Origin of the sequence: Streptacidiphilus sp. MAP12-20 (genome assembly GCF_041262525.1) — a bacterium.
Classification (GTDB): domain Bacteria; phylum Actinomycetota; class Actinomycetes; order Streptomycetales; family Streptomycetaceae; genus Streptacidiphilus.
This window is the reverse complement of sequence record NZ_JBGCCK010000014.1, coordinates 1-23,129: the sequence shown is the minus strand read 5'-3', so window position 1 is coordinate 23,129 and position 23,129 is coordinate 1. Positions and strand designations below refer to the sequence as shown.

The following is a 23,129-nucleotide window of genomic DNA, read 5'->3' as shown; positions in this document are numbered from 1 at the left end:
CCCGGTCGAGGAAGTTCTGCACACCGTCAGACCTGCGTAACCTCCCTTTCCACCCCATGAGTTGACGGTCCGTCGGCAACTTGGGGTGGAATCCGGAATCATACGTATGATGTGATGGATGTGACAGAAGATTCCAATGCGCCAGATGCTGCGCGAACTGTGGGGTTTCGTGTCCACATCCAACGCCCTGGCGGCTGTGGCTCTGACGGTTGCTCTGGTACTGCTGGTCCTGTTCCTCCGTGCCCGAAGCGCCGTTGCGCGACAGCGGACGACGCATCAGGCCGGTCATGAGGAACTGCGCAAGGCCCTGGCCGAGCTCGAACGGGCCCACTGGCAGACGCAGGATCACAACGTGCGGCTCGTCAAGGAATGCGACGAGCTCGCCGACGCGGTCCGCCGCAGCCGCACGCAGGGCGCGGAGGTGCTCGCCAACCTCGCGATGCGCTCGCTGATCCTGGTGGAGCGCCAGCTCGGCCGGCTGGAGGGCATGGAGAACGTCGAGTCGGACTCGGTCCGGCTGGACGAGCTCTACCAGCTCGACCACCTGGCCACCCGGATGCGCCGCAACAGCGAGAACATGCTGCTGCTGGCGGGCGGCGACCACCAGCGTCAGGCCCGTCCCGCCGAGCCCGCCCCGCTGCTCGACGTACTGCGCGCGGCCCTCTCCGAGATCGAGCGCTACGAGCGGGTGCATCTGACCGCGCTGCCGCCGCTCTGGGTCCGCCCGGACCTCGCCGACGACCTCAGCCACCTCTTCGCCGAACTGCTGGACAACGGCACCGCCTTCTCACCGCCCACCGAGGCGGTCACGGTGACGGCCTGGCACCTGGACAGCGGCGAGCTCATGGTCTCCGTCGCGGACCGTGGCATCGGCATGACCGACCAGCTGCTCAGGGAGGTCAACGCCCACCTCGCCGCCGGGCGCGACGACGACGGCGTCGGGCCCGGCAGCGGGCGTTCGCTCGGGCTCCGCGTGGTGACGCTGCTGGCGCACCGTCACAGCCTGCGCGTCCAGCTGCGGCAGAGCCCCAGCGCGGACGGCGTGACCGCCCTGGTCGCGCTGCCGGCGACGGTGCTCGTCGCGCCACCGGCCGAGCCGGAGCCGGCCTCCTTCGGGCAGCCCGCGTCGCACCGCCCGCACAGCCCGGCCGGGCCGACGTCGCGGCCGCGCACCGGCCCGACGCTGACCGCCGTCCCCGGCGCCCGTTCCGCGACGCCGGGCACCCGTCCCGGCGCGGCGGGCCTGCCCAAGCGCGTGCCGGGGGAGAGCGGCCAGCTGGCCCGCCCCGCGAACTCGCCGGATTCCGCCGAAGCCGGAACGACCGGCGAGCCCCACGACCGCGGCGGAGCGAGTTCCGCCGCCGACGAACTGCGCCGCCGCCTCGGCGGCTTCCAGAACGGACTGCGCGCGGCCGCCGCCCCGCGCGGCGAGGAGGACAAGGGATGACCGAGGCGAATCCGCAGCAGCGGCTGCGCTGGCTGCTCGGTGACGTGCTGATGGGCACGCCCGGCCTGCGTGCGCTCGCGCTGGTCTCGACCGACGGCCTGCCCCTGGTCGCGGTCGACGAGCACTGCCCCGTCGACGAGTTGGCGACGCTCGTCGCCGGGATCAACGGACTGGCCGGCGGGCTCACCACGCTGCTCGAACTCGGTCGGCTGAAGCGGACGGTGGTCACCCTGGACGAGGGCACGCTGGTGCTGATGTCCGTGGACGCGACCGCCTGCCTGGCCGCCTACACCAGCGCCGACTGCGACCTGAGCGTGGCGGCGTTCCAGATGGCCCGCCTGGTCGAACAGGCCGGCCACGTCCTGACCGCACATGTCCGCCAGGAGGCGACCCGGTGATTCCTGCGACGCGATCGCTGCGGGTGCGCCCGTATGCGCTCACCGGCGGCCGGACCAGGTTCGGCCAGGTGCTGCTGGTCGAGACGCTGATCTCCGCTGTTGACTACGGTGCTGCGGTCCACAGTGCTGCCGCCCGGCAACCCGTGCAGGCCGCCCTGCCCGAGCTCGAGCGGATCTGTGCCCTGTGCCAGGGGGAGATGCGTTCCATCGCCGAGGTGTCGGCGTTGCTCAAGCTCCCGCTCGGAGTCGTCAGGGTCTGGGTCAGCGACCTGGTCGACGCCGGCCGGATCCGGGTGCACGGCTCGTCCATCTCGGTGCGTGCGGGCGGTTCGCCCATCGGCGTCCCGGCCCGCCCCAACCGTGTCGTGCTGGAGCGGATCCTCGGAGGTCTCCGTGATCTCGCCTGACGTCAGAACCGCCGAGGCGGCCCGGACCCCCGGCATCCCGCTCACCGAGCTTCCGGTCACCTCCGCGAAGATCGTGATCGCGGGCGGCTTCGGAGTCGGCAAGACCACCATGGTCGGCTCGGTCTCCGAGATCACCCCGCTGCGCACCGAGGCGGTGATGACCGACGCCGGCAGCGACACCGACTCCCTCGCCTTCGGCAGCAACAAGACCATGACCACCGTGGCCATGGACTTCGGCCGGCTGCACATCGCCGAGGACCTGGTGCTCTACCTCTTCGGCGCGCCCGGACAGCGCCGCTTCTGGTTCATGTGGGACGACCTCGCCCGCGGCGCCGTCGGCGCGGTCGTGCTGGTCGACACCCGGCAACTGGCCGAAGCCTTCCCGGCGGTGGACTACTTCGAGAGCAGTGGGCTGCCCTTCGTGGTCGCGGTCAACGAGTTCGACGGGGCTCCCGAGTACGGCGACGCGGACATCAGGGACGCGCTGAGCCTGGACCCGGCGGTGCCGTTGCTGCGCTGCGACGCGCGCTCCCGGTCCTCCTCCGCGCTGACGCTGGCCGCGCTGGTTCAGCACACCCTCGCCACCGACGGGGCCTGAACCGGTAGCTTCTTGCCGTCTGACGATCTTCCACAACGTCTTCCAGGAGCCCATTTTGGCCAAGATACTCGTCGTCGGCGCAGGCCAGGCCGGTCTGCAGCTGGCGCTCGGCCTGCAGAGCGACGGCCACGACGTCACCGTGATGACGGACCGGACCCCGGACGAGGTCCGCGGCGGCCGAGTGCTGTCCACCCAGTGCATGTTCGCCACCGCACTGCAGCACGAGCGCGACCTCGGCCTCAACCTGTGGGAGGCGGAGGCCCCTCGCGTGCAGGGCCTCGGCGTCTCGGTGAGCGGTCCTGAGGCGGCCCGCGTGATCGACTGGGTCGGCCGCCTCGACGGCAACGCGCAGTCCGTCGACCAGCGCGTGAAGATGCCCGGCTGGCTCGAGCTGTTCGCCGAGCGCGGCGGCAAGGTCGTCATCAACGGCGTCACCGTCTCCGACCTCGACTACCTGGTGCGCGGCTACGACCTCACCGTCGTCGCGGCCGGCAAGGGCGAGCTGGTCTCGATGTTCGGCCGCGACGCCGAGCGGTCTCCGTACACGGCTCCGCAGCGTGCACTGGCCGTCTCCTACGTGCACGGGCTCGGACCGCGTCCCGAGCACGACTTCCCTGCCGTGCGCTGCAACCTGGTCCCCGGCGTCGGCGAGCTCTTCGTCATCCCGGCGCTGACCCTCTCCGGGCCCTGCGACATCCTCTTCTGGGAGGGCGTCCCCGGCGGACCGCTCGACGTCTTCGAGCCCGCTCTGGAGCCCGCCGAGCACCTGCGCCGGACGCTGGACCTGATGCGCACGTACACCCCGTGGGAGTACGAGCGCACGCTCGGCGGTGTCGAGCTCACCGACGAGCGGGCGACGCTCGCCGGCCGCTACGCGCCGACCGTGCGCCGACCCGTCGGCGAACTGCCCGGCGGCGGCGTGGTCCTGGGCGTGGCGGACGTGGTCGTCGCCAACGACCCGATCACCGGCCAGGGATCGAACACCGCGTCCAAGTGCGCGGCGAGCTACCTGGACTCGATCCGCGCCCACGTGGAAGGCCCCTTCGACCGGGCGTTCATGGAGTCGGCCTTCGACACCTTCTGGACGAATGCCGCGAGTGACGTCACCGCGTGGACCAACGCCATGCTCGCGCCGCCGCCGGAGCACGTGCTGCAGCTGATCGGCGCGGCGGGCGAGATCCAGCCGGTCGCCGACCGCTTCGCCAACGGGTTCGACAACCCGTCGGACTTCCCGAACTGGTTCTTCACCCCGGAGGCGGCGGGCGCCTACCTGGGCTCCTTCAGCCAGGGCTGACGCGTTCGACAAGCGCGTGCCGAGGGCCCGCCGCCGTTCGCACGGCCGCGGGCCCCTTGGGGTTTCCCGAGCCCGTGGGCCCCCGGAGCCGACGGCGACCGGCTTCTGGGCCCGGGTCGGCCGGGCGATCGGACATCGGCCCCGCACGGTGTGGGTCACCACGGCGGTACTGCTGGGCGTGCTGACCCTGAGCGTCACCGGTCTGCGCGCAGACGGCCTCAGCACGGCCGGGACGTTCGTCGGCACACCGGACTCGGTGGTGGGTCGAACCCCGGTTGAGCGTCGAGCACGCGGACCGCCGAAGTGGACCACTCCCGCGGCGCGGATGCGGACCTGCGCACTGGGCCGTTCGGTCCCTAGAGTCGAGTGCATGACCACACCGACTCCTTCAGGCACCGACCCGGTGCGCCCCACGACCGGTGCTCGGGCCGCGACGCTGCGCGCGCTGCACGTGCCCGGCAAGCCGCTGCTGCTGCCGAACGCCTGGGACGCCGCGTCTGCGCGGCTGGTGGAGAGCGCGGGATTTCCGGCGGTGGCCACCGCCAGCGCCGCGATCGCGCCCACGCTCGGCTACGCCGACCACGAGGCGACGCCGGCCGAGGAGATGTTCGCGGCCGTCACGCGGATCTGTCGTGCCGTCAATGTCCCGGTGACCGCGGACCTGGAAGGCGGCTACGGCCTGGAGCCGGCCGAGCTCGTGGAGCGTGTTGCCGCGACGGGAGCGGTGGGCGTCAACATCGAGGACACCGACGCGTGGACCGGCGAGCTGCACGCCGCCGGGCGTCAGGCCGAGTACCTGGCGGCGATCCGGGCAGCGGCCGACGCGGCGGGCTTCGGTATGGTGCTGAACGCCCGGGTCGACGTGTTCCTCCACGAGACGGCTTCCGAGGCCGAGCGGCTCGCGGAGGCCCTGGGCCGCGGTCGCCTCTATCGGGACGCGGGTGCCGACTCGCTCTACCCCATCCTCGTCGCGGACGCACCGACCATCACGGCGCTGGTCGAGGGCGTCGGGATGCCCGTCAACATCCTGGCTCGGCCCGGGGGCCTCTCCCACGACGAGCTGGCCTCGCTGGGAGTGGCCAGGATCAGCTACGGCCCCGGCCTGTTCGGGATCGCGCAGGCGGCGACCGAGGAGGCCCTCCGCACCGTCGCCGGCGGCGGGGACCCGTTCGCCGAGTCTCCGTCCGGGGTCACCGCACGGGAGTGAACCGGGCGAGGAGCAGTGCGACGTCGTCCGCGCGGTTCGTCGCGCGGAGGGCGTCCGCGAGCAGTCGGTCGGCGAGGGCTTCGAGCGAGGTCGCCTCGGCATGGGCGAGGGAGACCCTGAGTCGGTCGATCCCGTGGTCGATCCGCGAGTCCGGACGCTCGACGAGACCGTCGGTGTAGAGGGCCAGTACCGAGCCCGGCGGCAGCTCGAACTCCGCCACCGCGTAGTGGGCGTGCGGGTCCACGCCGAGGAGCAACCCGTCCGTCAACTCCAGCACCTCCGTATGGCCGTCCGGGTGGCGCAGCAGCGGCGGCAGGTGTCCGGCGCGGACGCCGCGGGCCCGTCCGGTCGTCGGGTCGAGCTCGATCAGGCAGCAACTGGCCAGCAGATCGAGGCCGAGGTCGGGCAGCAGTTGGTTGACATGCGCCAGCACCTCGCCGGGTTCCTGCCCGCTGGCTGCGAACGCCCGTACCGCGCTGCGCAGTTGGCCCATCGTCGCGGCGGCGGCCACGCTGTGGCCCTCCACGTCGCCGATCACCAGGGAGAGCCCGCGGGCAGTGAGGACGGCGTCGTACCAGTCGCCGCCGATCTCCATGCCTTGCGTCCCGGGGAGATACCGGGCTGCGATGGTCACGCCGGGCAGCTCCGGCAGCCGGCGCGGAAGGAGCGCGTGCTGAAGGCCGCGGGCGAGGGTGAACTCCGCGTCGTACAGGCGGGCCCGCTCCAGGGCCTGGGCGATCAGCCCGCCGAGTGCGGTCAGCACGCCGCGCTCCTCGGAGGTGAACGGGTGCGGCTCGTCGAAGCCCAGAATGCAGCTGCCGACCGGATGCCCGGAGGCGATCAGCGGCAGGAACGCCCACGCGCACATCTCGTCCAGGGGGATTCCGGGATAGGCGGAGGCGAGTTCGTCGACCGACTCGAAGAAGATCGGCGCGCCGTTGCTCAACGCGTCGGCTCCCGGCAGCCGGGCCCGGATCGGCGTGCCCTCGAATCGGTCGAGGAAGCCCTCGGGGTATCCCACCTGAAGGGTGAGGTGCAGCCGGTTGTCCTCCATGACGTAGATCGCGAGCTCCTGGCCGCCGAAGGCCGGAAGGATCTGTTCCGCGACCGTGCCGCACACCTGGTGGACCGTCACCGCCCGGGTCAGCGCGCTGGAGAGCGGGAGCAGGTGGTAGATCGCACCGAGCCTTGCCGGCGGCGTGGCGATCGTCCCCGTGCCGCCGGCTGCCCCGCCCGCTGTGTCGCCGGCCGTGCCGACCTGGGCGGAAGGGACCACGGTCCCGGTCATGCCGTTGGCGTCCGGATGGAGGGCGAAGGCCATCCAGTGGTCGGGTGGGCGGCAGGCCAGGAAGGCGGTGGGCTGCCTGGAGATCAGCGCGGACCGGTACCGGTCCTCGTAGGCGGGATCCGCAAGCCAGTCGAGTGCCTCCCACAGCTGCCGACCGAGCAGTTCCTCTCGGCGGAGGCCGAGGAGCAGCTCCGCGCCCAGGTTCATGTAGTCGACGAGGCCGCCCGGGTCGAGGGAGAAGATGCCCTGCCGCAGCCGCTCGACCGCCTCGGCGGCCGCCGCGCTGGTACCGGCGTCGAGGACGGCCCCCACCAGGTGGGGACGCTTTCCGCCGGCTACGGCCGGGTGCTCCGGAATCCGGGCCCACAGCCGGACGGAGCGGGACCGTCGGCTGCTGTCCGCGACCCGTACCCGTACCCGAACCGGCGCTGGGGGGAACCGTCCGTTGACGAGGGCGTGCCGGGTGGCGGCCCGCAGGCGGGGGAGGTCCCCGGGGTCCACCACGGCGGTCAGCGTGGCGAGCTGCCCGTCGAAGGAGTCGGCGGGCACCCCGAAGATCTCGCACAGCTCCTCGTCGGCCACCACCGTGCCGGTCGCGAGGTCCAGGTCGAAGAGGCCGACCCGGATCGCCGGGTCGGAGCGGATGGGCAGTTCGACCACCACGGTCTCTCCGGGGCTCTCCACCGGATCGCCGCCCGCGGCCAGTTCGGCGAGCGAAACGCCCAGCCGGTTGGCCGTCGAGCGCAACTGCCGACGGGCCGGCGTGGGAACTCCGTCGGCGATGGCGGGCCACAGCGCACAGAGCACCCCGAACGTCTCCTGTCCGGCCGTGACCGGCGCGTAGGCGGAGGCGAACGAGTAGGGCAGGCCCACAAGCAGCTGGGGGAAGCGCCTCATGGTCTCCTCGGCGCCGGAGAGCGAGACGCTCCGTCCCGAGCGGTAGGCCAGCGGCACCGGCAGCGGGCTGTTCACGGCGACCCGGCGGAACGCGCCGAGGACGGAGACGGGAACGCCGGCCACGGTACTCAGCACCAGGGACCGCCGGTCGCGTGAGCGCAGGTAGACCATGGCGCTGTAGGCGTCGGTCCCCGCGAGCGTCCGGCGGACGGCGGCGGCGAGGAGGTCGTCGCAGTGCCCGGCCGCCTCGCGAGCACGTCGAGAGGCCCCGGCGGATGTGGCCGGCGAAGGCTCTGGACCACGCCGAGCGCGGCGGACAGGACCCTTGTCCGGGCCTGCGCGTGCCGTCCCACTACCGTCGGTCACTTCGGTGCCCTGCGGCCCCTTCGGACCACCCTGGCGCATCTCTCCTTGCTACGCCCGCCCCCCAAGCGTGTCAAGGCGAAGGCGGAGCCGTCGCGTCCGGTCCGGCCGCGTTCTCGAAGCCTCCGGTGGCGAGATCGTCGGCACGGACCGATCCTGGCCGGAGATGCCGGGGTGCGGACCCTTTCCCGCCTCGGAGCAGGGCAGCAGGGCAGCAGGGAGCAGATCATGCTGGCGAACAAGGCGCTCCGCGTCGTGGCCCTCGTGCTGGGCCTGGTCCTGATCGCGGGCGCTTTCGTGCTCGCCTTCGCCATCACACCCAGCCTGGTCGCGCGCCTGCCCTCGGACACCAATGCCCAGCGCAGCTACGCCGGCACGTTCAAGACGCTGCTCGACCCCCGCGCGGTGGCCCGGGGCAATCTCGCCGCGGCCTTCAAGACCAACGTGCCGTTGACCGTCGACCGGACCGTCACCGTGAAGAGCACCTCGGGCGGGACCGCACTGGTGGCGGACAAGCGGACGACCAGCGAGGCGGGGAACGTCCTGGAGCAGACGTCGTGGCAGTACGCCCTGGACCGGAAGAGCCTGGAGCCGGTGGCGAACCACCCGAAGAGCTGGTCCGTCGTCGACGCCAAGGGCCTCACCGTCAGCTTCCCGTTCGGTGCGGCGAAGCAGACCTACACCGGCTGGGTGCCCGAGACCCTCACGACCACGCCGGTGACCTACGTGCGCACGGAGTCGAAGTCGGGTCTGTCGACCTACGTCTACCAGTCGGCCTACGGTCCCTCCCGGATCACCGACAGCCAGGTGCTGGCGGCGCTGCCGCCCTCCATCCCGCGGCAGACCCTGGCCCTGGCGGTGAACTTCGGGCCCGCGTCGGCCGCGCAGAAGGCACAGCTGGCGGCCCTGCTTCCGCGGCTGAGCGACCCGGTGCCGCTGGCCTACACGCTGCAGGGCTCGGACACTTTCTGGGTCGACCCGGAGACGGGCGTCGTGATCGACGTCCAGCGGTCCCAGACGCGGACGGTCGGACTGGCGGTTCCGGGCAGCAGCACCTTCATCCCGCTCTTCCCGGTCGCGGACTACACCTACGGGCAGACCGCCGCGGGCACGCAGGCCGCCCTGCACGACGCGAACAAGGGCCGTGACGCGCTCTCACTCTTCGGGACGATCCTGCCGATCGTCGCGGGCCTGGTCGGTGCGGTGCTGGTGGGCGGCGTGCTCTTCCTCGTCCGTTGTGACCGGAGTGCGCCGAAGCCCGGGGCGTGAGCAACGGCGGCTCGGGGGCGCGCGGCTGTCGCCGCGCGCCGAGAGATTTCGGGATTCGTGGAAGGCATCTACATCTACGCGTAGATTGTCGAGCCGTCGGCGCCCCGCCCGACCTCGCCGCTCGACTGGAGAGACCGTCAGATGTCCCAGCCCACCCAGAGAACCACTCCGGTGGTGCCGCTCGCCCGAGCCCCGCTCCCGCTCGGAGCGCCCCCCGACGCCTACCGCGTGCAGGCCCTGCACGCCTGCCAGGTGTTGGCCGGCCTGCTGATGCGGGTGCCGCGCCCCGAGAGCGTCCAGCTGTTCACCGCACCGCACTGGTCCGCGCCGTGGCTTCAGGTGCATCTGCACCCGGATCCCGACGACGCGCAGATGACCGAGTACCAGCGCGCCTTCGGGGGCGAGCTGACCCGCCGTTGGCGCGACGGCGCCGAGCCTGACCCGGGCGGGGGTGAGCGCGCGGTGGTCTACAGCGAGCTGGCGACCGTGGTCGACCGGGTCCGCGTCCAGGTGTGGAACGTCAACGACGTCCCCGCCGCCCTGCGCCCGGCGGCACCCGACCCTGCCGCCGTTCCGCCCGCTGCCGCTGCCGCTGCCGCTGCCGCTGCCGCCGCCGCGGAACCGGAACAGGAATCGGCCGCGCCCGCCGCGCTCGCCACTGACGTGAGCGTTCCCGTCCAGGCGGGGAGCAGGGAGTGACTACCGTCCTCACCCTCACCCTGCTGGGGCTGACCGGAATCGCCGCCCTCGGCACCGTCGCCTGGGCGGCCTCGGCATGGCAGCTCTCCCGGCTCCGCGCCCGCCGCTTCGCGGATCGCGTCGACCTCGTCCAGCCGGACTCCCGCAGCTGCGAACGCGACTGGTTCCAGGAATGCCTGACGCAACTGCACGCCGCCGTCGAACAGGACGTCCTGCTCGCCGCCTCAGTGGTTGGCGAGGCCGGCGAGGGCGGCGGGCAGAGTGAGCGGGTCACCGCAGAAGCAGCGGTAGCCCTCCCAGGTCCGCGTGGCCCCCAGATCCTGGAGCACGGCGGAGACCTCGTCGAGGGCGATCCGGGCCGGGGTCCCGCTTCTGACGACGATGGAGACTTCGAGTGGGTCCCAGGCGACAGCCTGGGGTGCGACGTCTGCCATGCGAATGTGGATACACATGGGCGGGCCCCTCGGGAGGGAAGCGCGCGGCAGGCACGCGGTGGCGACTGTTGCCGCACTCTGGGGGAAAGACGCTACTCCGACGAGAGTGGCCTGTGAGGACCCCGTGAAGGACGAATCAGGAATTCCAGAAGCGAACACCTGCACCGCGCGCCCCGCTACGCAGCGGAACGACGACTACTCCGCGTGCACGGCCCGCGGCAGCTTGGCCAGGGCCCTGGCCATCTCCACCAGCACCCGCTGCTGATCCGTGTCCAACTCGCGGAAGATCTCCAGCAGTCGGGCCTCACGCTCGGCGTCCAGATCGGCCGGCGTGCGGCGGCCCGCCGCGGCGAAGACGCGTGCGGGCGGGTAGTCGGGGGGCAGGGCGTCGGCCAGCGCCCGCAGGTCGTCCGCCGCGATCCGGCCGCCCGCGCCCCGCCGCCCGGTCACCCAGGCGTTCAGCGTCGCGTAGGGGATGCCGGAGGTCTCGGAGATCTTCTTCTGCGTCAACCCAGGGTTCGCGGCCAGTACACCCCGCAGCAGCGCGGCCAAGTCCTCGCCCGCCTGCCCTCCCGTGCCCATGGGCTCGATCGCATCCACGAGGTCCATTATCGCGGCTGCGCGACGCCAAAGCCTATGGTCGGTACACGGCAAGTACCAGGCGAGGGGAGCACACACCGGCGCGCGCCCCCGGCCCCACGCCCTGAACTGCCGCTTCGACGAGCCGGCGACTCCGGGGCGGAGCGGATCGTCGATTGCGCGCGCACGCATGCGAGGTGGCTGCTACCGTGCGTCGGAGCCCATGGGGCGACCGGCACGCCGTCGTCGGCGTCAGCCGGAGCCGAGGTCACGGGCGAGGTCGAGGCCGAGCAGCCTGTCCATCCAGACGAGGGCTTCGAACCGCGCGCCGTCCGGCAGGTCGGCCGTCGTGCCGATGAGGTCGAGCAGAGCGAGAAGTGACGGGGTGTCGAGATCGGCGTCGAGCGCGGCGCGGGCCTCGGCCTGCAGCGACTCGGAAACCGGCGCCGAGGAGGACCGTGCCCATCCGGCAACCTGCGCCCGCCAGGACGCGAGGCTCAGCGCCGCTTCCGCCACGGCGTCGGGCGTGAGCTCCACCGGCTCCCGGTAGGGGTGCGCGAGCAACGCCAGGCGCAGAGCGAGCGGGTCGGCTTCGGGCGCGTCGCCCGGGGTGCCGCCGGGAAGCGGTGCGGTCAGCAGAGAACGTACGCGTGCCACTTCCACCCGGGCTCCCGCGTCTCCGTTCGCGTCTCCTTTCGCGCCGCCGGTCGGGACCACTTCCACGTCGGCGCGCCCGTCGTCCTCGGCGATGGGCGGATGGACGTTGAAAGCGGTCAGGTGGCGCTCCAGGCCGCGGGCCAGCTCGCGCGGTACCGTCGGGGGGAGCCCCATCGCATGGACGACCACGACCCGGCTGACCTCCAGGGCTCGCCGCAGGACGTCCGCCACGACCATGACGCGCACGTCGTCGATCCCCATCGCGCCGCTCTGGAGCGTCGGCAGCGCCCGCAGCCGCACCAGGCGCCGCCCGTCCGGTGGCAGGCTGACCGGCCGTGCGGTGCGTCCGTCGGTGAGTCTCAACACCTGGGCGACGCTACCCGTCCCCAGCCGAGGTTGCACCACCCCGCCCGGTCGGCCTGCGCGTCCGGTTCGATCGACGGGCCGCCGTGCACCGCGCCCGACCAGGTGAGACGGTCAAAGGGGCAGGGATCCGCATTCGAGGAGAAGGGACGTGGTGCGGGATGAGCATCACGCGTCGCATCACCGGACTGTTCAAGGTCAAGGCGGACAAGGCGCTGGACCGCGCCGAGGACCCCAGGGAGACCCTGGACTACGCCTACCAGCGGCAGCTGGACCTGTTGCAGAAGGTTCGCCGCGGGCTCGCCGACGTCGCCACCAGCCGCAAGCGCGTCGAGCTGCAGCACGCCCAGCTGGAGCAGTCCGCAGCGAAGCTCCAGGAGCAGGCCCAGCAGGCGCTCGCTCTCGGCCGGGAAGACCTGGCCCGTGAGGCGCTGACCCGCCGCACGGCCGTGCTCGCCCAGGACCAGGACCTGCAGGCGCAGGTGACCACGCTGCGCGCGGAGGAGGAGAAGCTCACCCTTGCCGAGCAGGGGTTGCAAGCGAAGGTCGAGGCCTTCCGGACCCAGAAGGAGACCATCAAGGCCTCCTACACCGCCGCCGAGGCCGAGACCCGGATCGGCGAGGCGGTCACCGGCATCTCGGGGGAGATGAGCGACGTCGGAGCGGCCGTCCAGCGGGCGCAGGACAAGACCGAGCAGCTCCAGGCACGTGCCGGCGCGTTGGACGAGCTGATGGCCTCCGGCGCCCTCGACGACGCGACCTCGCCCGTCGCCCACGACGGCCTGAAGACCGAGCTCGACGCCATCTCCGCGCGCGGAGACGTCGAGGCCGAGCTCGCCGCGATGAAGGCCGAGCTCGCATCCTCGCCCGCACCGCCGTCGCTGGAGGCGGGGCCGAAGGAGGGGGAGGAGCCGGAGCCACCCGAGGAGCCGAAGGACCACGCGTGAGCCCTGCTCAGCGGATGCCGTCCCACAGCCGACGCAGTGAGCCCCGGGGGATCGTACGTGAAGGCGGGATGGTCCACGCCCTCGGCGGCTGACCCCGCGCCGGAGCGCGGGGCCGGCCGCTCGGGCGCGGCGTCAGTTCGTCTTGAAGACCGTCACCTCCAGGAGTCGTTGAGCGTGACGGCTCCGGAGGCGGGGGTGGTGTACGAGCGGTTGGGGTCGCTCTCCCAGGTGATCGTGCCGTCCGGGTTCTTCTTGATGTACTTGTAGGAGAAGCCGGTGTTGGACGGGAGGGTGACGGCGGCCGACCAGGTCGGGTAGCCGGCCGACGAGAGCGGGACCGCTGCCGCCGGGTTCCAGCTGCCCAGCGCCGGGATGGAGCCGACCACGTACACGTTCTGGCCGTAGTAGGTGGTGGCGTACTCGTCGAAGGTGACGGACACCTGTCCGGCCTGGCTGCAGCTGCTGCCCGTGCAGGGGCTGTTGACGTCGACGGCGACGGCGTCCTTGGGGGCGACGGCGACCGTCGCGTTGCCGCTCGCGTCGACGGTCACGACCGGTCCGGTGCAGCCGCCGCCGGAGGCGGCCTGGCCGTGGATCACGTCGCAGTAGGCGCCCGCGGGGAGGCCGGTGGCGAAGGTGCGGCTGACGGTGGCGGACTCGTTGTTGAGTGCGATCCAGCCCTTGCCGCCCTGGCTGAAGGAGATCGCGTTGCTGCCGTCGTCCCACCAGTTGGCCACGCTCTGGCCCTTGGTGGCGTTGTGGAAGCCGACCATCCCGACCACGCCCTGGTTGCGGTCCAGGCACTCCCAGCCGCTGCCGCACGTCGTGCTGCTGACATAGCCGTTGGCGTCGGCAGGCGGGGAGTCGTCGCTGTTGGTCCAGTCGAAGCTGGAGTACACCTGCGGGGTGCCGTAGCCCCAGGCGAGTTCGAACTCGGTGGCCAGGGTGTTGGTGGCGCCGTTCTTGTAGTTGAGCGTGGAGCCGTTGCGCTCGGTGTCGTGGTTGGCGACGAAGACGACCGCCTTGTTGCTCGGCTCCATGCCCCAACTCTGACCGAAGGTCTTGAGATTGGCGATGCTGCCGGTGAACTGGCTCTTGATGCTGGTGCCGTAGGTGAACTCCAGCAGGTCGCCGGTGGGCTCGAAGGCGCTGGGCGCGAGGGAGCCGGAGCTTCCGGGCATGACCTCCTGGTAGACGTAGGCCGGTTTGGTCAGTTTGGCCTCGATGGCGGCCAGGTCGGTCTCGCCGATGTGCTTGGCGGCGTCCAGACGGAAGCCGTCCACGCCGTCGTTCAGCAGGTGGTTGAGGTATCCGGCGAGCTGGGTGCGCACGTAGTCCGACTCGGTGCGCAGGTCCGAGAGGTTGGACAGCTCACACTTGGTGACCTCGGTGTAGTCGTTCCAGTTGTGGATCTGGTCGTCCGACTCGGGGCAGTCGCTCGGGTAGTTGTGAAAGTCCGCGCTCGAGTACAGGCCGGGGTAGTTGAACTTGCTGAAGCCGGTGACCCCGCCGTAGGAGACGCTCCCCTGGCCGGTCATGTGGTTGAGCACCGCGTCGGCGTAGACCTTCACACCCGCGGCGTGACAGGCGTTGACCATGGCGGTGAACTGCGTCTCGTTGCCCATCCGGCTGTTGAGGCTGTAGTCCACCGGCTGGTAGACCTCCCACCAGGGATGTCCCGCGATGCTGATGGAGTCCTCGGGCGGCGCGACCTGGACGGCGCCGTATCCGTCGGGGCCGAGCACGTTGGTGCACTCGGAGGCGACCGAGTTCCAGTTCCACTGGAACAGGTTCGCGATGACGTCGTTGCCCGTGCCGGGCGGCGAGGCCGCAGCGGGTGTGCTGCCGCCGGCGAGGCCGAGCGGCAGGACCGCCGCGACCAGGGCGGCCGAGGCCAGAGCGGCCCGCAGTCTTCTCGGTCTGACAGCTGCGGGCGCGTGGGTGGTGAGGTGCATGTTCGGCTCCGGGGGCAGTGCTGTGGGTGGACCGGTCCGTGGCGACGGTCGCCGCGACACCGGGACCCGCCCCGGCAGCGCCGCACCGCGCGGGCACGACAGTGCCACCGCTCGGGCATGTCGACAAGACTTCTGGAAGAGTTTTCGGCGAGTTTCTGCAAAGTCTTTCAAGATCCGGTGGTCGGGTTTCGCGGCCGGCTCGCCGGGCCAGGATCACCACCATGGTGAACTCCGCGCTGCAGCTCTCCGACGAGGTCCGGGACGCGCTCGACCGGGGCAGGCCCGTCGTCGCGCTGGAGTCCACGATCATCGCCCACGGGCTGCCCCGGCCGCGCAACCTCCAGCTCGCGGGCGAGCTGGAGGAGCTGGTGCGGGCCGGGGGAGCCGTCCCGGCGACCGTCGCGGTGCTGGGCGGGACGGCGAGGATCGGACTGCGTAAGGAGGAGCTGGAGCGGGTCGCGTTCCAGGACGGCCTGCGCAAGCTCGGCGTCCGCGACCTCGCGCCCGCGCTGGCGCTGGGGGAGAGCGGGGCGACGACCGTTTCCGGCACGGCCTTCCTCGCCGCGCGGGCGGGCATCCGGGTCTTCGCGACCGGAGGGCTCGGCGGCGTGCACCGCGACTGGGTCACCGACCAGGACGAGTCCGCCGACCTCGGCCTGCTCGCGCGGACCCGGGTCACCGTGGTGTGCGCGGGGGTCAAGTCCATCCTCGACGTTCCCGCCACGCTGCAGCGCCTGGAGACCCTCAGCGTCCCCGTCATCGGCTACCGCACCGGCACCTTCCCCGGCTTCTACCTGCACAGCTCCGGCCTGCCCGTCGACTGGAGCGCGCAGAACGCCGCGCAGGTCGCCGAGGTGATGCGCGCTCAGGACGCGCTCGGCACGGACTCCTCGGCGCTCGTGGTCGCCAACCCGGTGCCCGAGGCGGAGCAGCTGGACCCGGCCCTGCACGACCGCGTCCTCGCGGAGGCCCTGGACGCGGCCCGCCGGGAAGGCGTCAAGGGCCAGGCCGTCACCCCCTACCTACTGGCCTACCTGGTCGAGCACACGGCAGGCGCCTCGCTGGAGGCCAACCTCGCCGCGGTGCGCGGCAACGTGCGACTCGCCGCCGAGATCGCCGCCGCCTACGCGACCGCCGCGCGGGCATGACCGGCTCGGGGCTGCTCGTCGTCGGGGACCTGGCCACCGACGTCGTCGCCGCGCACGACCGTCCGCTCGCCCCCGCCACCGACACCCCGGCCCGGATCGCGCTGCTGCCGGGCGGCTCGGCCGCCAACGTCGCGGCCTGGGCCGCGGACCGCGGCGCGGCGACCACGCTGCTGGCCCGCGTCGGCGCGGAGTCGGCGGCCTGGCACCGGGCAGAGCTGGAACGCACCGGCGTCCGCCCGGTCCTGCGCATCGACCCCGACCGGCCGACCACGCTCGTCGTCTGCCTGGTCGACGCCTCCGGCGAGCGCACGATGCTCAACGACCGCGGCGCGAGCGGCGCTCTCGGCCTCGCCGACTGGGACGATGCGCTCCTCGACGGCGTCGCCTGGCTCCACCTCTCCGGCTACCTGCTCTTCTCCGCCCCCGGCCGGGAACTCACGCAGGCGCTGCTGGCCCGCGCTCGCGCCGCCGGGATCGGCGCCAGCCTCGACCCGGCCTCGGCCGGGCCGCTCGCGGTGCTCGGCCCGGCCACCTTCCTCGACCTGGCAGCCGGAGTGGACCTGCTGCTCCCCAACCTCGACGAGGCCCGCCTGCTGAGCGGCGCCACGGCCGCCGACCAGGCCGCCCGCCGCCTCGCCGACCGCACCGGCGCGCTCGTCGCGGTCAAACTCGGCCCCCTCGGCGCCACCCTCGCCGAACCCGGCCACTTCCTCGGCCGGGTGCCGAGCCCCCAGGTGACCGCCGTCGACACGACCGGCGCGGGCGACGCCTTCGCTGGCGCCTACCTCGCCGCCCGCCTCGCGGGAGCCACCCCGCTGCACGCGGCGGAGCGGGCCTGCGCGACCGCAGCCCACTCCGTCACCCTGCGCGGCGCGCGCCCACGGTGACAGTCAGGAAGTCAAGTCCCAGCAGTTCGGCACCCTGCGGCGTGGGCCCTCGGCGGAGCCAACATCGCCGGTGAGAGCTACGACCAGTGGGTCGCCGGATACGCGACCACGGCTTCGATCAGCCTGGGCACGGTGAGTGAGTTCGGCGGCTCCCAGGTGCAGGCGGTGCTGTACGCGACGCAGACCGACGGCTCGCTGCGGGTCTACGAGGGCACGTACACGGTGAGCGGCGGCGTCCTGGTCGGAGCGTCGATCCGGCAGGTCTCCTAGCGGAACTGGCGGACCGTCAGTGCTGCCAGATGTCCGTGACCGGGGCCCGGTTGGCGCTCTCGCCGATCGGCGGCAGGCCGTAGAGGGCCAGCAGCGTACGCAGCACGCGGTAGTGGTCCAGGGGTTCGGCGTACGTGCCGGGGCGTACGCCTGCGCCGAGGACGATGGTCGGGATCTGGTTCGACGCGGAGTTGTCGTCCTCGTCCCAGGTGACCACGAGCAGGCTGTTGTGCGCCTGCGCCCAGGCGGCGTAGGCGCTCAGGTGGGCGTGGAGCCAGTCGTCGCCCTCGCGCACGGAGCCGTCGTGCATGTCGTGCTGCAGGTTCGGCACGACGAAGGAGAGCGTCGGCAGGCTAGCGAAACCGGCTGCGTCGGCAGGGAACGCGGACCAGGTGCGGTTGACGCTGGCGGGCAGGGCGGGGAAGTTCGCCCAGGGGTTGTGCTTGCGGGCGTAGTCGCCGGCCGTGCAGCCGGCGTAGCCGGGGGAGGGCATCGACTCCGAGTAACCCGCGAACGTCAGTTTCGCGGCCGGCAGCTCGGAGCCGAGAGTCGGGCCTGGGAAGCTGTGCGGACAGGAGTCGTCGGTCACACCCTGCGTCCAACCGGAGAAGAGCGCCAGGTAGTTGGGTTCGCTCGGGTGCGCCACCGCGTACGAGGCGGTGAACGAGGCACCGGCCGCGGCGAGCGAGTTGAGGTAGGGCGCGTCCGCGCTGCCGATGATGTCGCCGTAGGAGTGGTTCTCCTCGACCACGACCACCACGTGTGCGGGCCTGGGCAGCGCGCCGCCCGTGGCTGCGCCGCTGGACTGCGCGGTCAGCGCGCTCTGCACGGCCGAGGGCACGGTGCTGCCGCCGGAGGAGCAACCGCTGACCAGCAGTTGAACGGCGACGACAGCGGCCGCGCCGAGCGTGGCGAGCCGCCCGGTGGGGAGTCCTTGACGCATGAGGCACAGTCTCCCCGATTGCGGCCGATTCATGGTTCCGGAGTCGGGAGCGAGGATTTGGAAGCCAGGTACGCGGCGATGCCCAGGGCCAGGCCGTGCGCAGCCGCCTCGCGCCAGCCGGCGGCGGACATCCGGGCGGCGTCGGCGCGGTTGTGCATGTTGCCGCACTCGATGAAGACCGCTGGGACGGTGGAGAGGTTGAGCCCGCCCAGGTCCGCTCGCACCATCAGGCCGGTGCCGCCGCCGAGGTAGGTGGCGTACGGCTCCCCGGTGGCCGCGGCGAAGTCGGCTCGGACGGCGAGCCCCAGGCGACGCGAGGGCGCGACGATCGGACGGGTGTCGGCGGAGCCCGCGACGACGACGGCGGGCAGGATCACATGGAAGCCGTACCCGTCGGGGGCGGCGCCGTCGCCGTGCAGTGCGACCACCGCGTCGGCGCGGGCCGCGTTCCCGATGGCGGCCCGTTCCGTCACGCACGGCCCCCAGGGGCGGTCGCCGTCATGGGTGAGAACGACGCGCGCGCCCTGGGCGACCAGCAGCGCGCGCACCCGCCGGGCCAGGTCCAGCGTGAACGCCGCCTCGGTGTATCCGCGCGCGGTGGCCGTGCCGGTGGTGTTGCAGGGCTTGCGGGCGTTGCCGACGTCGACGAGGGCACCGATCTCGGCCGGGTGGGCGGCGTTGCCCGGGTTGTGGCCGGGGTCGAGCACGATGGTCCGCCCGGCGAGGGGAAGCGGCAGTGGTCGCACGTCGGCTGCCCGGCCGGGAGCGGCCGACGCCGTCAGGCTCAGCCCGACCGCGAGGCCGAGGGCTGTCCATGTCCGCATGTGTCAACGCCAGCACACGGCAAGGCCTCGGAACGGCAGCGCCGCGCGAGTCGGCGACGAAGACCACCCCGGTGGATCAGGGGCGGGGCCAGGGGCGGCCTTCGAGACGCTCGATGTCGGTGTTGAAGCGCCGCAGGCAGGCGGCGAACACCTCGACCTCCTCCGGCGTCCACTCCGCGAGGATCTTGTCGAAGCCCTGGACCAGCTCCGCGCGCGTCTCCTCCAGGCGGCGCACGCCCTCCTCGGTCAGCCGGAACTTGCGGGCGATCCCGCCCTCGGCGTCCGGGATGCGTTCGACCAGGCCCGCCCGCGTCATCGCACCGGTCTGCCGGTTCAGCGTGGAGACGTCCAGGTCGAAGGCCTCGCTGAGCTGACCGATGGTCATCGGCCCCTCCATGCGCAGGCGGCTGAGCAGGATGTAAGCGCTGCGGTCCAGCTGCTCCGCCTCCCGCATGCCGCGGGTGCGCATGTGCACATGCCGTCCCAGCAGCATGCTCTCGTACTCGACCAGGTCTGTCGGCTTCTCCACGGCACCCCGTTCCGCTCCGGTCTGCGTTCCCGCACGTCAGTATGCAGGGTGCCATGAATATGCGATGCACACATGATGTGTGGGCCGCACATCATGTGTAGAGTGCACGTCGCGGCCAAGGACGCCCGCCTCCTCGCCGTCGAGACACAGGGAGATCCACGTGAACGGCTCAACCCAGAGCGCCCGACCGGGCGCCGTCGTCGGCGTCCTCGCGGTCGCCGGCATCGTCGCCTCGCTCATGCAGACGCTGATCGTGCCGCTGATCGGCAGCCTGCCGCTGCTGCTGCACACCTCCGCCTCCAACGCCTCCTGGGCCGTCACCGCCACCCTGCTCGCGGCGGCCGTCACCACGCCGGTGATCGGGCGGCTCGGCGACCTCTACGGCAAGCGCCGCCTGCTGCTGGTCTGCACGGTGCCGCTGGTCGCCGGCTCGGTCGTCTGCGCGCTCGCCGGTTCGCTGCTGCCGATGATCGTGGGCCGCGGCCTGCAGGGCATGGGCGCGGGTCTGGTGCCGCTCGGCATCAGCGCGCTGCGCGACCTGCTGCCGCCGGAGCGGCTCGGCACCTCCATCGCGCTGATCAGCTCCTCCCTCGGGATCGGCGGCGCGCTCGGCCTGCCGATCGCGGCCTCGGTCGCCGAGCACGCCAACTGGCACGTGCTGTTCTGGGCCGCTGCCGGGCTCAGCGTCGTCGTCGCGGTCCTCATCTGGCTGTTCATCCCGGGCGCGACGGCTCGCGCGGAGGGCGGCTTCGACGCCGTCGGCGCGCTGGGCCTGGGGGTCGGACTGGTCTGCCTGCTGCTCGGCGTCTCCAAGGGCGCGGACTGGGGCTGGGGCAGCGGCACCACGCTGGGGATGATCGGCACGGCGCTGGTCGTGCTGCTCGCCTGGGGCTGGTGGGAGCTGCGGTCGGCCGCGCCGCTGGTCGACCTGCGGGTCACCGCGCGCGGGCAGGTGCTGCTCACCAACGCCGCCTCGGTCGTCGTCGGCTTCGCGATGTACGCGCAGATGCTGATCGTGCCGCAGCTGCTCCAGCTGCCGAAGGCCACCGGCTACGGGCTCGGCCAGTCGATGCAGGCGGCCGGCCTGTGGATGGCGCCCTCGGGGCTGATGATGATGCTCATCTCGCCGCTCGGCGCGAAGCTGTCGGCCGCGCGCAGCCCCAAGACCACGCTCGTCGTCGGCAGCCTGATCATCGCGCTCGGCTACGGCTCGTCGATGGCGATGCTGGGCTCCACCTGGGGTCTGCTCGCCGTCACCTGCATCGGCAACTGCGGCGTGGCGCTGGCCTACGGCGCGATGCCCGCGCTCATCATGGGCGCGGTGCCGCTGTCGGAGACCGGCTCCGCGAACAGCTTCAACACCCTGATGCGCTCCATCGGCACGACGCTGTCAGCCGCCGTGATCGGGGTCGTCCTGGCTCACATGACGATTCAGCTGGGCGGTCACACCCTGCCCTCGGAGAACGGCTTCCGCACCGGCCTGCTGATCGGCTGCGGCGTCGCCCTCCTCGCCGCGGCAGTCGCCGCCACCATCCCGCTGGGCAAGTCCGCGGCTCCCGCCACGGACAGGCCCGCCGCCGAACCCGCCACGGTCGAGCCCGTTTGACACCCCTGTGGCCTGCGCGGATGGTGGGACGCAGGGGCGACGGGCCGCGCCGTCCCTCCCCGAACGTCTCAGGAGTCCGCCATGGCCGACCCATGGGGCTTTCTCACCACTCCGCGGCGCACCTGGCCACTGCGCCCCGTCCCCGAGCGGCTGGGGGACTGGCAGGAGGTGCACCGGCCCGGGGCGCTGCTGCCGATCGCCCCGGCACAGGCCGGACGCTGCATGGACTGCGGCATCCCGTTCTGCCACAGCGCCTGCCCGCTCGGGAACCTGATCCCGGACTGGAACGCGAGGGTCGCGCTCGGGGACTGGGCGGCGGCGAGCGAACTGCTGCACGCCACCAACAACTTCCCCGAGTTCACCGGCTTTCTCTGCCCCGCCCCGTGCGAGAGCGGCTGCGTGCTGGCGATCAACGCGGATCCGGTGACGATCAAGAACATCGAGCTGGCGATCGTCGAACGGGCCTGGGAGCAGGGCTGGATCCGTCCGCTGCCGCCGGCGCGGCTCAGCGGATTCAGCGTGGCGGTCGTGGGCTCGGGCCCGGCGGGACTCGCCGCGGCCCAGCAGCTCACCAGGGCCGGACACCAGGTCGCCGTCTACGAGCGCGACGACCGCCCCGGCGGCCTGCTGCGCTACGGCATCCCCGCCTTCAAGATGGAGAAGCTCCCGCTGGACCGGCGCCTGGCGCAGCTGCGCGCGGAGGGCACGCTCTTCCGCACCGGCGTCGCCGTGGGCAGGGACATCGACGCCGGAGACCTGCGGCGGCGCCACGACGCCGTCGTGGTCGCGGTCGGCGCGACACTCGCCCGCGAACTGCCGGTGCCGGGACGCGAACTGTCCGGCATCCACCAGGCGATGGAGTACCTGACCCAGGCCAACCGGGTCCAGGAAGGCGACTTCCCCGCCCCGGCGGTGAGCGCCGAGGGCCGGCACGTCGCCATCGTCGGCGGCGGGGACACCGGCGCCGACTGCCTGGGCACGGTACTGCGACAGCGAGCGGCCTCGGTGGTCCAGCTCGACATCAAGCTGCTGCCCGGCCCCGACCGCACCGAGGACGAACCGTGGCCCACCTACCCGCGGATCCACCGGGTCTCACCCTCCCACGAGGAGGGCCGCGAGCTCATCGCGAGCGGCGGCATCGCCGAGGGCGCGCCGAAAAGGCTCCGCGCCGTCCCGGAGTCGGAGCGCGACGTCCGGGTCTTCGCCGCGGCGACGGTCCGCTTCGAGGGTGACGAGCAGGGCCGCGTCCGCTGCCTGGAGCTCATGGAGGCCGAACCCGGAACGAGACGCCCGGTGCCCGGCACGGAGTACGAGGTCCCTGCGGACCTGGTGCTGCTGGCCCTCGGCTTCGCCGGCCCCGAGCCGGACAGCGGACTGGCCGAACAGCTCGGCCTCGACCTCACCCCGAGCGGCGCCTTCGCCCGCGACGCGGCCTTCGCCGCGGGCCCGCCGGGCGTCTTCGTCGCGGGCGACGCGGGGCGGGGGCAGTCGCTCATCGTCTGGGCGATCGCCGAGGGCCGCGCGGCCGCTTCGGCCGCCGACCGCTACCTGACCGGGGCGACGACGCTGCCCGCGCCGGTCAGCGCCTGGGACCGGCCGCTCGCGGTGTGAGCGGCGGCAGCCGGCAGCGGTTCGGCATGCGCCGACGCGTCGGGAGCAGGAGCCTGGAGGTGAGGGCCGGTCGACACACGGCCGGGTCCGCCGATCGCCGGAAGGACGACTCGCCATGACCACCGACACCGCCCGCGAAGTCCGGCGCAAGCACTGGACCATCGACCTGGAGCTCGTCGAGGCGGGCGACGACACCAAGGTCCACGCCGTCCTGCACACCGAGGACCGCACGCTGGAAAGCAGCACCTCCGCCCGCCGCAGCCCGCGCGACGAGCCCGCGCCCGAGATCGGCGACGAGTTCGCCGCTGGCCGGGCCCTGCTCGACCTCGGCCACCAGCTGGTGGGCGCCGGAACGGTCGCCTCCGCGGCGGCGGACGAGCCCCGCTTCGGCTGAGGTGACCAAACCTGGCTAGGTGTATTGACCACGAGCGTTGTTGACGGTCCTGGGGGCTTGATCATGACGAAGACCTCCGGTGTGGTGGAGGTGTCTAGGCTTCACCGCACGCACG

The 23,129-nt window shown here is 72.4% G+C and carries 23 protein-coding genes; 15 read left to right on the top strand and 8 right to left on the bottom strand.

Annotated features, from left to right (window positions below; genetic code table 11):
- The first annotated feature begins 145 nt into the window (after positions 1-145).
- The 6 genes from ABIA32_RS20060 to ABIA32_RS20035 all read left to right on the top strand — a co-directional run bounded on the left by ABIA32_RS20060 (position 146) and on the right by ABIA32_RS20035 (position 5,351).
- Positions 146-1,447 (top strand): ATP-binding protein, encoded by a 1,302-nt coding sequence (locus ABIA32_RS20060; protein WP_370097060.1) that lies wholly within the window; start codon positions 146-148, stop codon positions 1,445-1,447.
- A complete protein-coding gene (locus ABIA32_RS20055; RefSeq protein WP_370097058.1) occupies positions 1,444-1,845 on the top strand; it encodes a roadblock/LC7 domain-containing protein in 402 nt (133 codons plus the stop codon). Before ABIA32_RS20060 ends, ABIA32_RS20055 begins: the two co-directional genes overlap by 4 nt.
- Complete coding sequence (locus tag ABIA32_RS20050; protein ID WP_370097056.1) at positions 1,842-2,252, top strand: DUF742 domain-containing protein; 411 nt, start codon at positions 1,842-1,844, stop codon at positions 2,250-2,252. Before ABIA32_RS20055 ends, ABIA32_RS20050 begins: the two co-directional genes overlap by 4 nt.
- Before the next feature lie 34 nt (positions 2,253-2,286).
- Entirely contained in the window at positions 2,287-2,850 is a 564-nt protein-coding gene (locus tag ABIA32_RS20045; protein ID WP_370097483.1) for an ATP/GTP-binding protein, read from the top strand.
- Positions 2,851-2,905: 55 nt separating this feature from the next.
- Positions 2,906-4,144 (top strand): styrene monooxygenase/indole monooxygenase family protein, encoded by a 1,239-nt coding sequence (locus ABIA32_RS20040; RefSeq protein ID WP_370097054.1) that lies wholly within the window; start codon positions 2,906-2,908, stop codon positions 4,142-4,144.
- Positions 4,145-4,514: 370 nt separating this feature from the next.
- Positions 4,515-5,351, top strand: coding sequence for an isocitrate lyase/phosphoenolpyruvate mutase family protein (locus tag ABIA32_RS20035; protein WP_370097053.1), 837 nt, complete (start codon positions 4,515-4,517; stop codon positions 5,349-5,351).
- Here the strand turns inward: ABIA32_RS20035 and ABIA32_RS20030 are convergent.
- Positions 5,335-7,902, bottom strand: a complete 2,568-nt coding sequence (locus tag ABIA32_RS20030) for a SpoIIE family protein phosphatase (RefSeq protein ID WP_370097051.1) — start codon at positions 7,900-7,902, stop codon at positions 5,335-5,337. The genes ABIA32_RS20035 and ABIA32_RS20030 overlap by 17 nt on opposite strands.
- Positions 7,903-8,127: 225 nt before the next feature.
- On the opposite strand from ABIA32_RS20030, the gene ABIA32_RS20025 reads away from it, so the two are divergent.
- Together ABIA32_RS20025 and ABIA32_RS20020 are read left to right on the top strand one after the other, a co-directional pair.
- Positions 8,128-9,168: a porin PorA family protein gene (locus tag ABIA32_RS20025; RefSeq protein WP_370097050.1), complete on the top strand. Its 1,041-nt coding sequence runs from the start codon at positions 8,128-8,130 to the stop codon at positions 9,166-9,168.
- A gap of 141 nt (positions 9,169-9,309) precedes the next feature.
- Positions 9,310-9,867, top strand: a complete 558-nt coding sequence (locus tag ABIA32_RS20020; RefSeq protein WP_370097048.1) for a hypothetical protein — start codon at positions 9,310-9,312, stop codon at positions 9,865-9,867.
- A 224-nt stretch (positions 9,868-10,091) separates the two neighbouring features.
- Here ABIA32_RS20020 and ABIA32_RS20015 read toward each other — a convergent pair whose 3' ends face one another.
- The 3 genes from ABIA32_RS20015 to ABIA32_RS20005 all read right to left on the bottom strand — a co-directional run bounded on the left by ABIA32_RS20015 (position 10,092) and on the right by ABIA32_RS20005 (position 11,903).
- Positions 10,092-10,301, bottom strand: coding sequence for a hypothetical protein (locus ABIA32_RS20015; protein ID WP_370097046.1), 210 nt, complete (start codon positions 10,299-10,301; stop codon positions 10,092-10,094).
- A 195-nt stretch (positions 10,302-10,496) separates the two neighbouring features.
- Complete coding sequence (locus ABIA32_RS20010) at positions 10,497-10,901, bottom strand: transcriptional regulator (protein ID WP_370097044.1); 405 nt, start codon at positions 10,899-10,901, stop codon at positions 10,497-10,499.
- A gap of 231 nt (positions 10,902-11,132) precedes the next feature.
- Positions 11,133-11,903 (bottom strand): hypothetical protein, encoded by a 771-nt coding sequence (locus ABIA32_RS20005; RefSeq protein ID WP_370097042.1) that lies wholly within the window; start codon positions 11,901-11,903, stop codon positions 11,133-11,135.
- A 158-nt stretch (positions 11,904-12,061) separates the two neighbouring features.
- Here ABIA32_RS20005 and ABIA32_RS20000 point away from each other — a divergent pair, with 158 nt between their 5' ends.
- Positions 12,062-12,847, top strand: a complete 786-nt coding sequence (locus ABIA32_RS20000) for a PspA/IM30 family protein (RefSeq protein ID WP_370097040.1) — start codon at positions 12,062-12,064, stop codon at positions 12,845-12,847.
- Between the two features lie 152 nt (positions 12,848-12,999).
- Here the strand turns inward: ABIA32_RS20000 and ABIA32_RS19995 are convergent, their stop codons facing one another.
- Positions 13,000-14,802, bottom strand: a complete 1,803-nt coding sequence (locus tag ABIA32_RS19995) for a carbohydrate-binding module family 20 domain-containing protein (protein WP_370097038.1) — start codon at positions 14,800-14,802, stop codon at positions 13,000-13,002.
- A gap of 221 nt (positions 14,803-15,023) precedes the next feature.
- Between ABIA32_RS19995 and ABIA32_RS19990 the strand changes: the two genes are divergently transcribed.
- The 3 genes from ABIA32_RS19990 to ABIA32_RS19980 all read left to right on the top strand — a co-directional run bounded on the left by ABIA32_RS19990 (position 15,024) and on the right by ABIA32_RS19980 (position 17,107).
- Positions 15,024-15,950, top strand: a complete 927-nt coding sequence (locus ABIA32_RS19990) for a pseudouridine-5'-phosphate glycosidase (RefSeq protein WP_370097036.1) — start codon at positions 15,024-15,026, stop codon at positions 15,948-15,950.
- Positions 15,947-16,837, top strand: a complete 891-nt coding sequence (locus tag ABIA32_RS19985) for a carbohydrate kinase family protein (protein WP_370097035.1) — start codon at positions 15,947-15,949, stop codon at positions 16,835-16,837. Before ABIA32_RS19990 ends, ABIA32_RS19985 begins: the two co-directional genes overlap by 4 nt.
- A 132-nt stretch (positions 16,838-16,969) precedes the next feature.
- Positions 16,970-17,107, top strand: a complete 138-nt coding sequence (locus ABIA32_RS19980) for a hypothetical protein (protein ID WP_370097033.1) — start codon at positions 16,970-16,972, stop codon at positions 17,105-17,107.
- A 16-nt stretch (positions 17,108-17,123) separates the two neighbouring features.
- Here the strand turns inward: ABIA32_RS19980 and ABIA32_RS19975 are convergent, their stop codons facing one another.
- The 3 genes from ABIA32_RS19975 to ABIA32_RS19965 form a co-directional block, all read right to left on the bottom strand.
- The gene (locus tag ABIA32_RS19975) at positions 17,124-18,050 is read right to left on the bottom strand and encodes an alkaline phosphatase family protein (RefSeq protein WP_370097031.1); all 927 of its coding nucleotides are present in this window, start codon (positions 18,048-18,050) and stop codon (positions 17,124-17,126) included.
- Positions 18,051-18,079: 29 nt separating this feature from the next.
- Positions 18,080-18,874 carry an N-acetylmuramoyl-L-alanine amidase gene (locus ABIA32_RS19970; RefSeq protein ID WP_370097029.1) on the bottom strand — a complete coding sequence of 265 codons (795 nt, stop codon included), beginning with the start codon at positions 18,872-18,874 and terminating at the stop codon, positions 18,080-18,082.
- A 76-nt stretch (positions 18,875-18,950) separates the two neighbouring features.
- A complete protein-coding gene (locus ABIA32_RS19965; RefSeq protein ID WP_370097027.1) occupies positions 18,951-19,403 on the bottom strand; it encodes a MarR family winged helix-turn-helix transcriptional regulator in 453 nt (150 codons plus the stop codon).
- A 160-nt stretch (positions 19,404-19,563) separates the two neighbouring features.
- Between ABIA32_RS19965 and ABIA32_RS19960 the strand changes: the two genes are divergently transcribed.
- From ABIA32_RS19960 to ABIA32_RS19950, 3 genes are all read left to right on the top strand, one after another.
- Positions 19,564-21,009, top strand: coding sequence for an MFS transporter (locus ABIA32_RS19960; protein ID WP_370097025.1), 1,446 nt, complete (start codon positions 19,564-19,566; stop codon positions 21,007-21,009).
- Between the two features lie 81 nt (positions 21,010-21,090).
- The gene (locus tag ABIA32_RS19955) at positions 21,091-22,620 is read left to right on the top strand and encodes a glutamate synthase subunit beta (protein ID WP_370097023.1); all 1,530 of its coding nucleotides are present in this window, start codon (positions 21,091-21,093) and stop codon (positions 22,618-22,620) included.
- A 115-nt stretch (positions 22,621-22,735) separates the two neighbouring features.
- Positions 22,736-23,014 (top strand): dsRBD fold-containing protein, encoded by a 279-nt coding sequence (locus ABIA32_RS19950; RefSeq protein ID WP_370097021.1) that lies wholly within the window; start codon positions 22,736-22,738, stop codon positions 23,012-23,014.
- Positions 23,015-23,129 lie beyond the last annotated feature (115 nt).

Excerpts from the sequence above, each read along its gene's own strand:
- ABIA32_RS20060 (WP_370097060.1), top strand. The coding sequence starts at position 146 with ATGCTGCGCGAACTGTGGGGTTTCGTGTCCACATCCAACGCCCTGGCG.
- ABIA32_RS20055 (WP_370097058.1), top strand. The coding sequence starts at position 1,444 with ATGACCGAGGCGAATCCGCAGCAGCGGCTGCGCTGGCTGCTCGGTGAC.
- ABIA32_RS20035 (WP_370097053.1), top strand. The coding sequence starts at position 4,515 with ATGACCACACCGACTCCTTCAGGCACCGACCCGGTGCGCCCCACGACC.
- ABIA32_RS20025 (WP_370097050.1), top strand. The coding sequence starts at position 8,128 with ATGCTGGCGAACAAGGCGCTCCGCGTCGTGGCCCTCGTGCTGGGCCTG.
- ABIA32_RS20020 (WP_370097048.1), top strand. The coding sequence starts at position 9,310 with ATGTCCCAGCCCACCCAGAGAACCACTCCGGTGGTGCCGCTCGCCCGA.
- ABIA32_RS20015 (WP_370097046.1), bottom strand. The coding sequence starts at position 10,301 with ATGGCAGACGTCGCACCCCAGGCTGTCGCCTGGGACCCACTCGAAGTC.
- ABIA32_RS20000 (WP_370097040.1), top strand. The coding sequence starts at position 12,062 with ATGAGCATCACGCGTCGCATCACCGGACTGTTCAAGGTCAAGGCGGAC.
- ABIA32_RS19995 (WP_370097038.1), bottom strand. The coding sequence starts at position 14,802 with ATGCACCTCACCACCCACGCGCCCGCAGCTGTCAGACCGAGAAGACTG.
- ABIA32_RS19990 (WP_370097036.1), top strand. The coding sequence starts at position 15,024 with ATGGTGAACTCCGCGCTGCAGCTCTCCGACGAGGTCCGGGACGCGCTC.
- ABIA32_RS19985 (WP_370097035.1), top strand. The coding sequence starts at position 15,947 with ATGACCGGCTCGGGGCTGCTCGTCGTCGGGGACCTGGCCACCGACGTC.
- ABIA32_RS19975 (WP_370097031.1), bottom strand. The coding sequence starts at position 18,050 with ATGCGTCAAGGACTCCCCACCGGGCGGCTCGCCACGCTCGGCGCGGCC.
- ABIA32_RS19970 (WP_370097029.1), bottom strand. The coding sequence starts at position 18,874 with ATGCGGACATGGACAGCCCTCGGCCTCGCGGTCGGGCTGAGCCTGACG.
- ABIA32_RS19955 (WP_370097023.1), top strand. The coding sequence starts at position 21,091 with ATGGCCGACCCATGGGGCTTTCTCACCACTCCGCGGCGCACCTGGCCA.
- ABIA32_RS19950 (WP_370097021.1), top strand. The coding sequence starts at position 22,736 with ATGACCACCGACACCGCCCGCGAAGTCCGGCGCAAGCACTGGACCATC.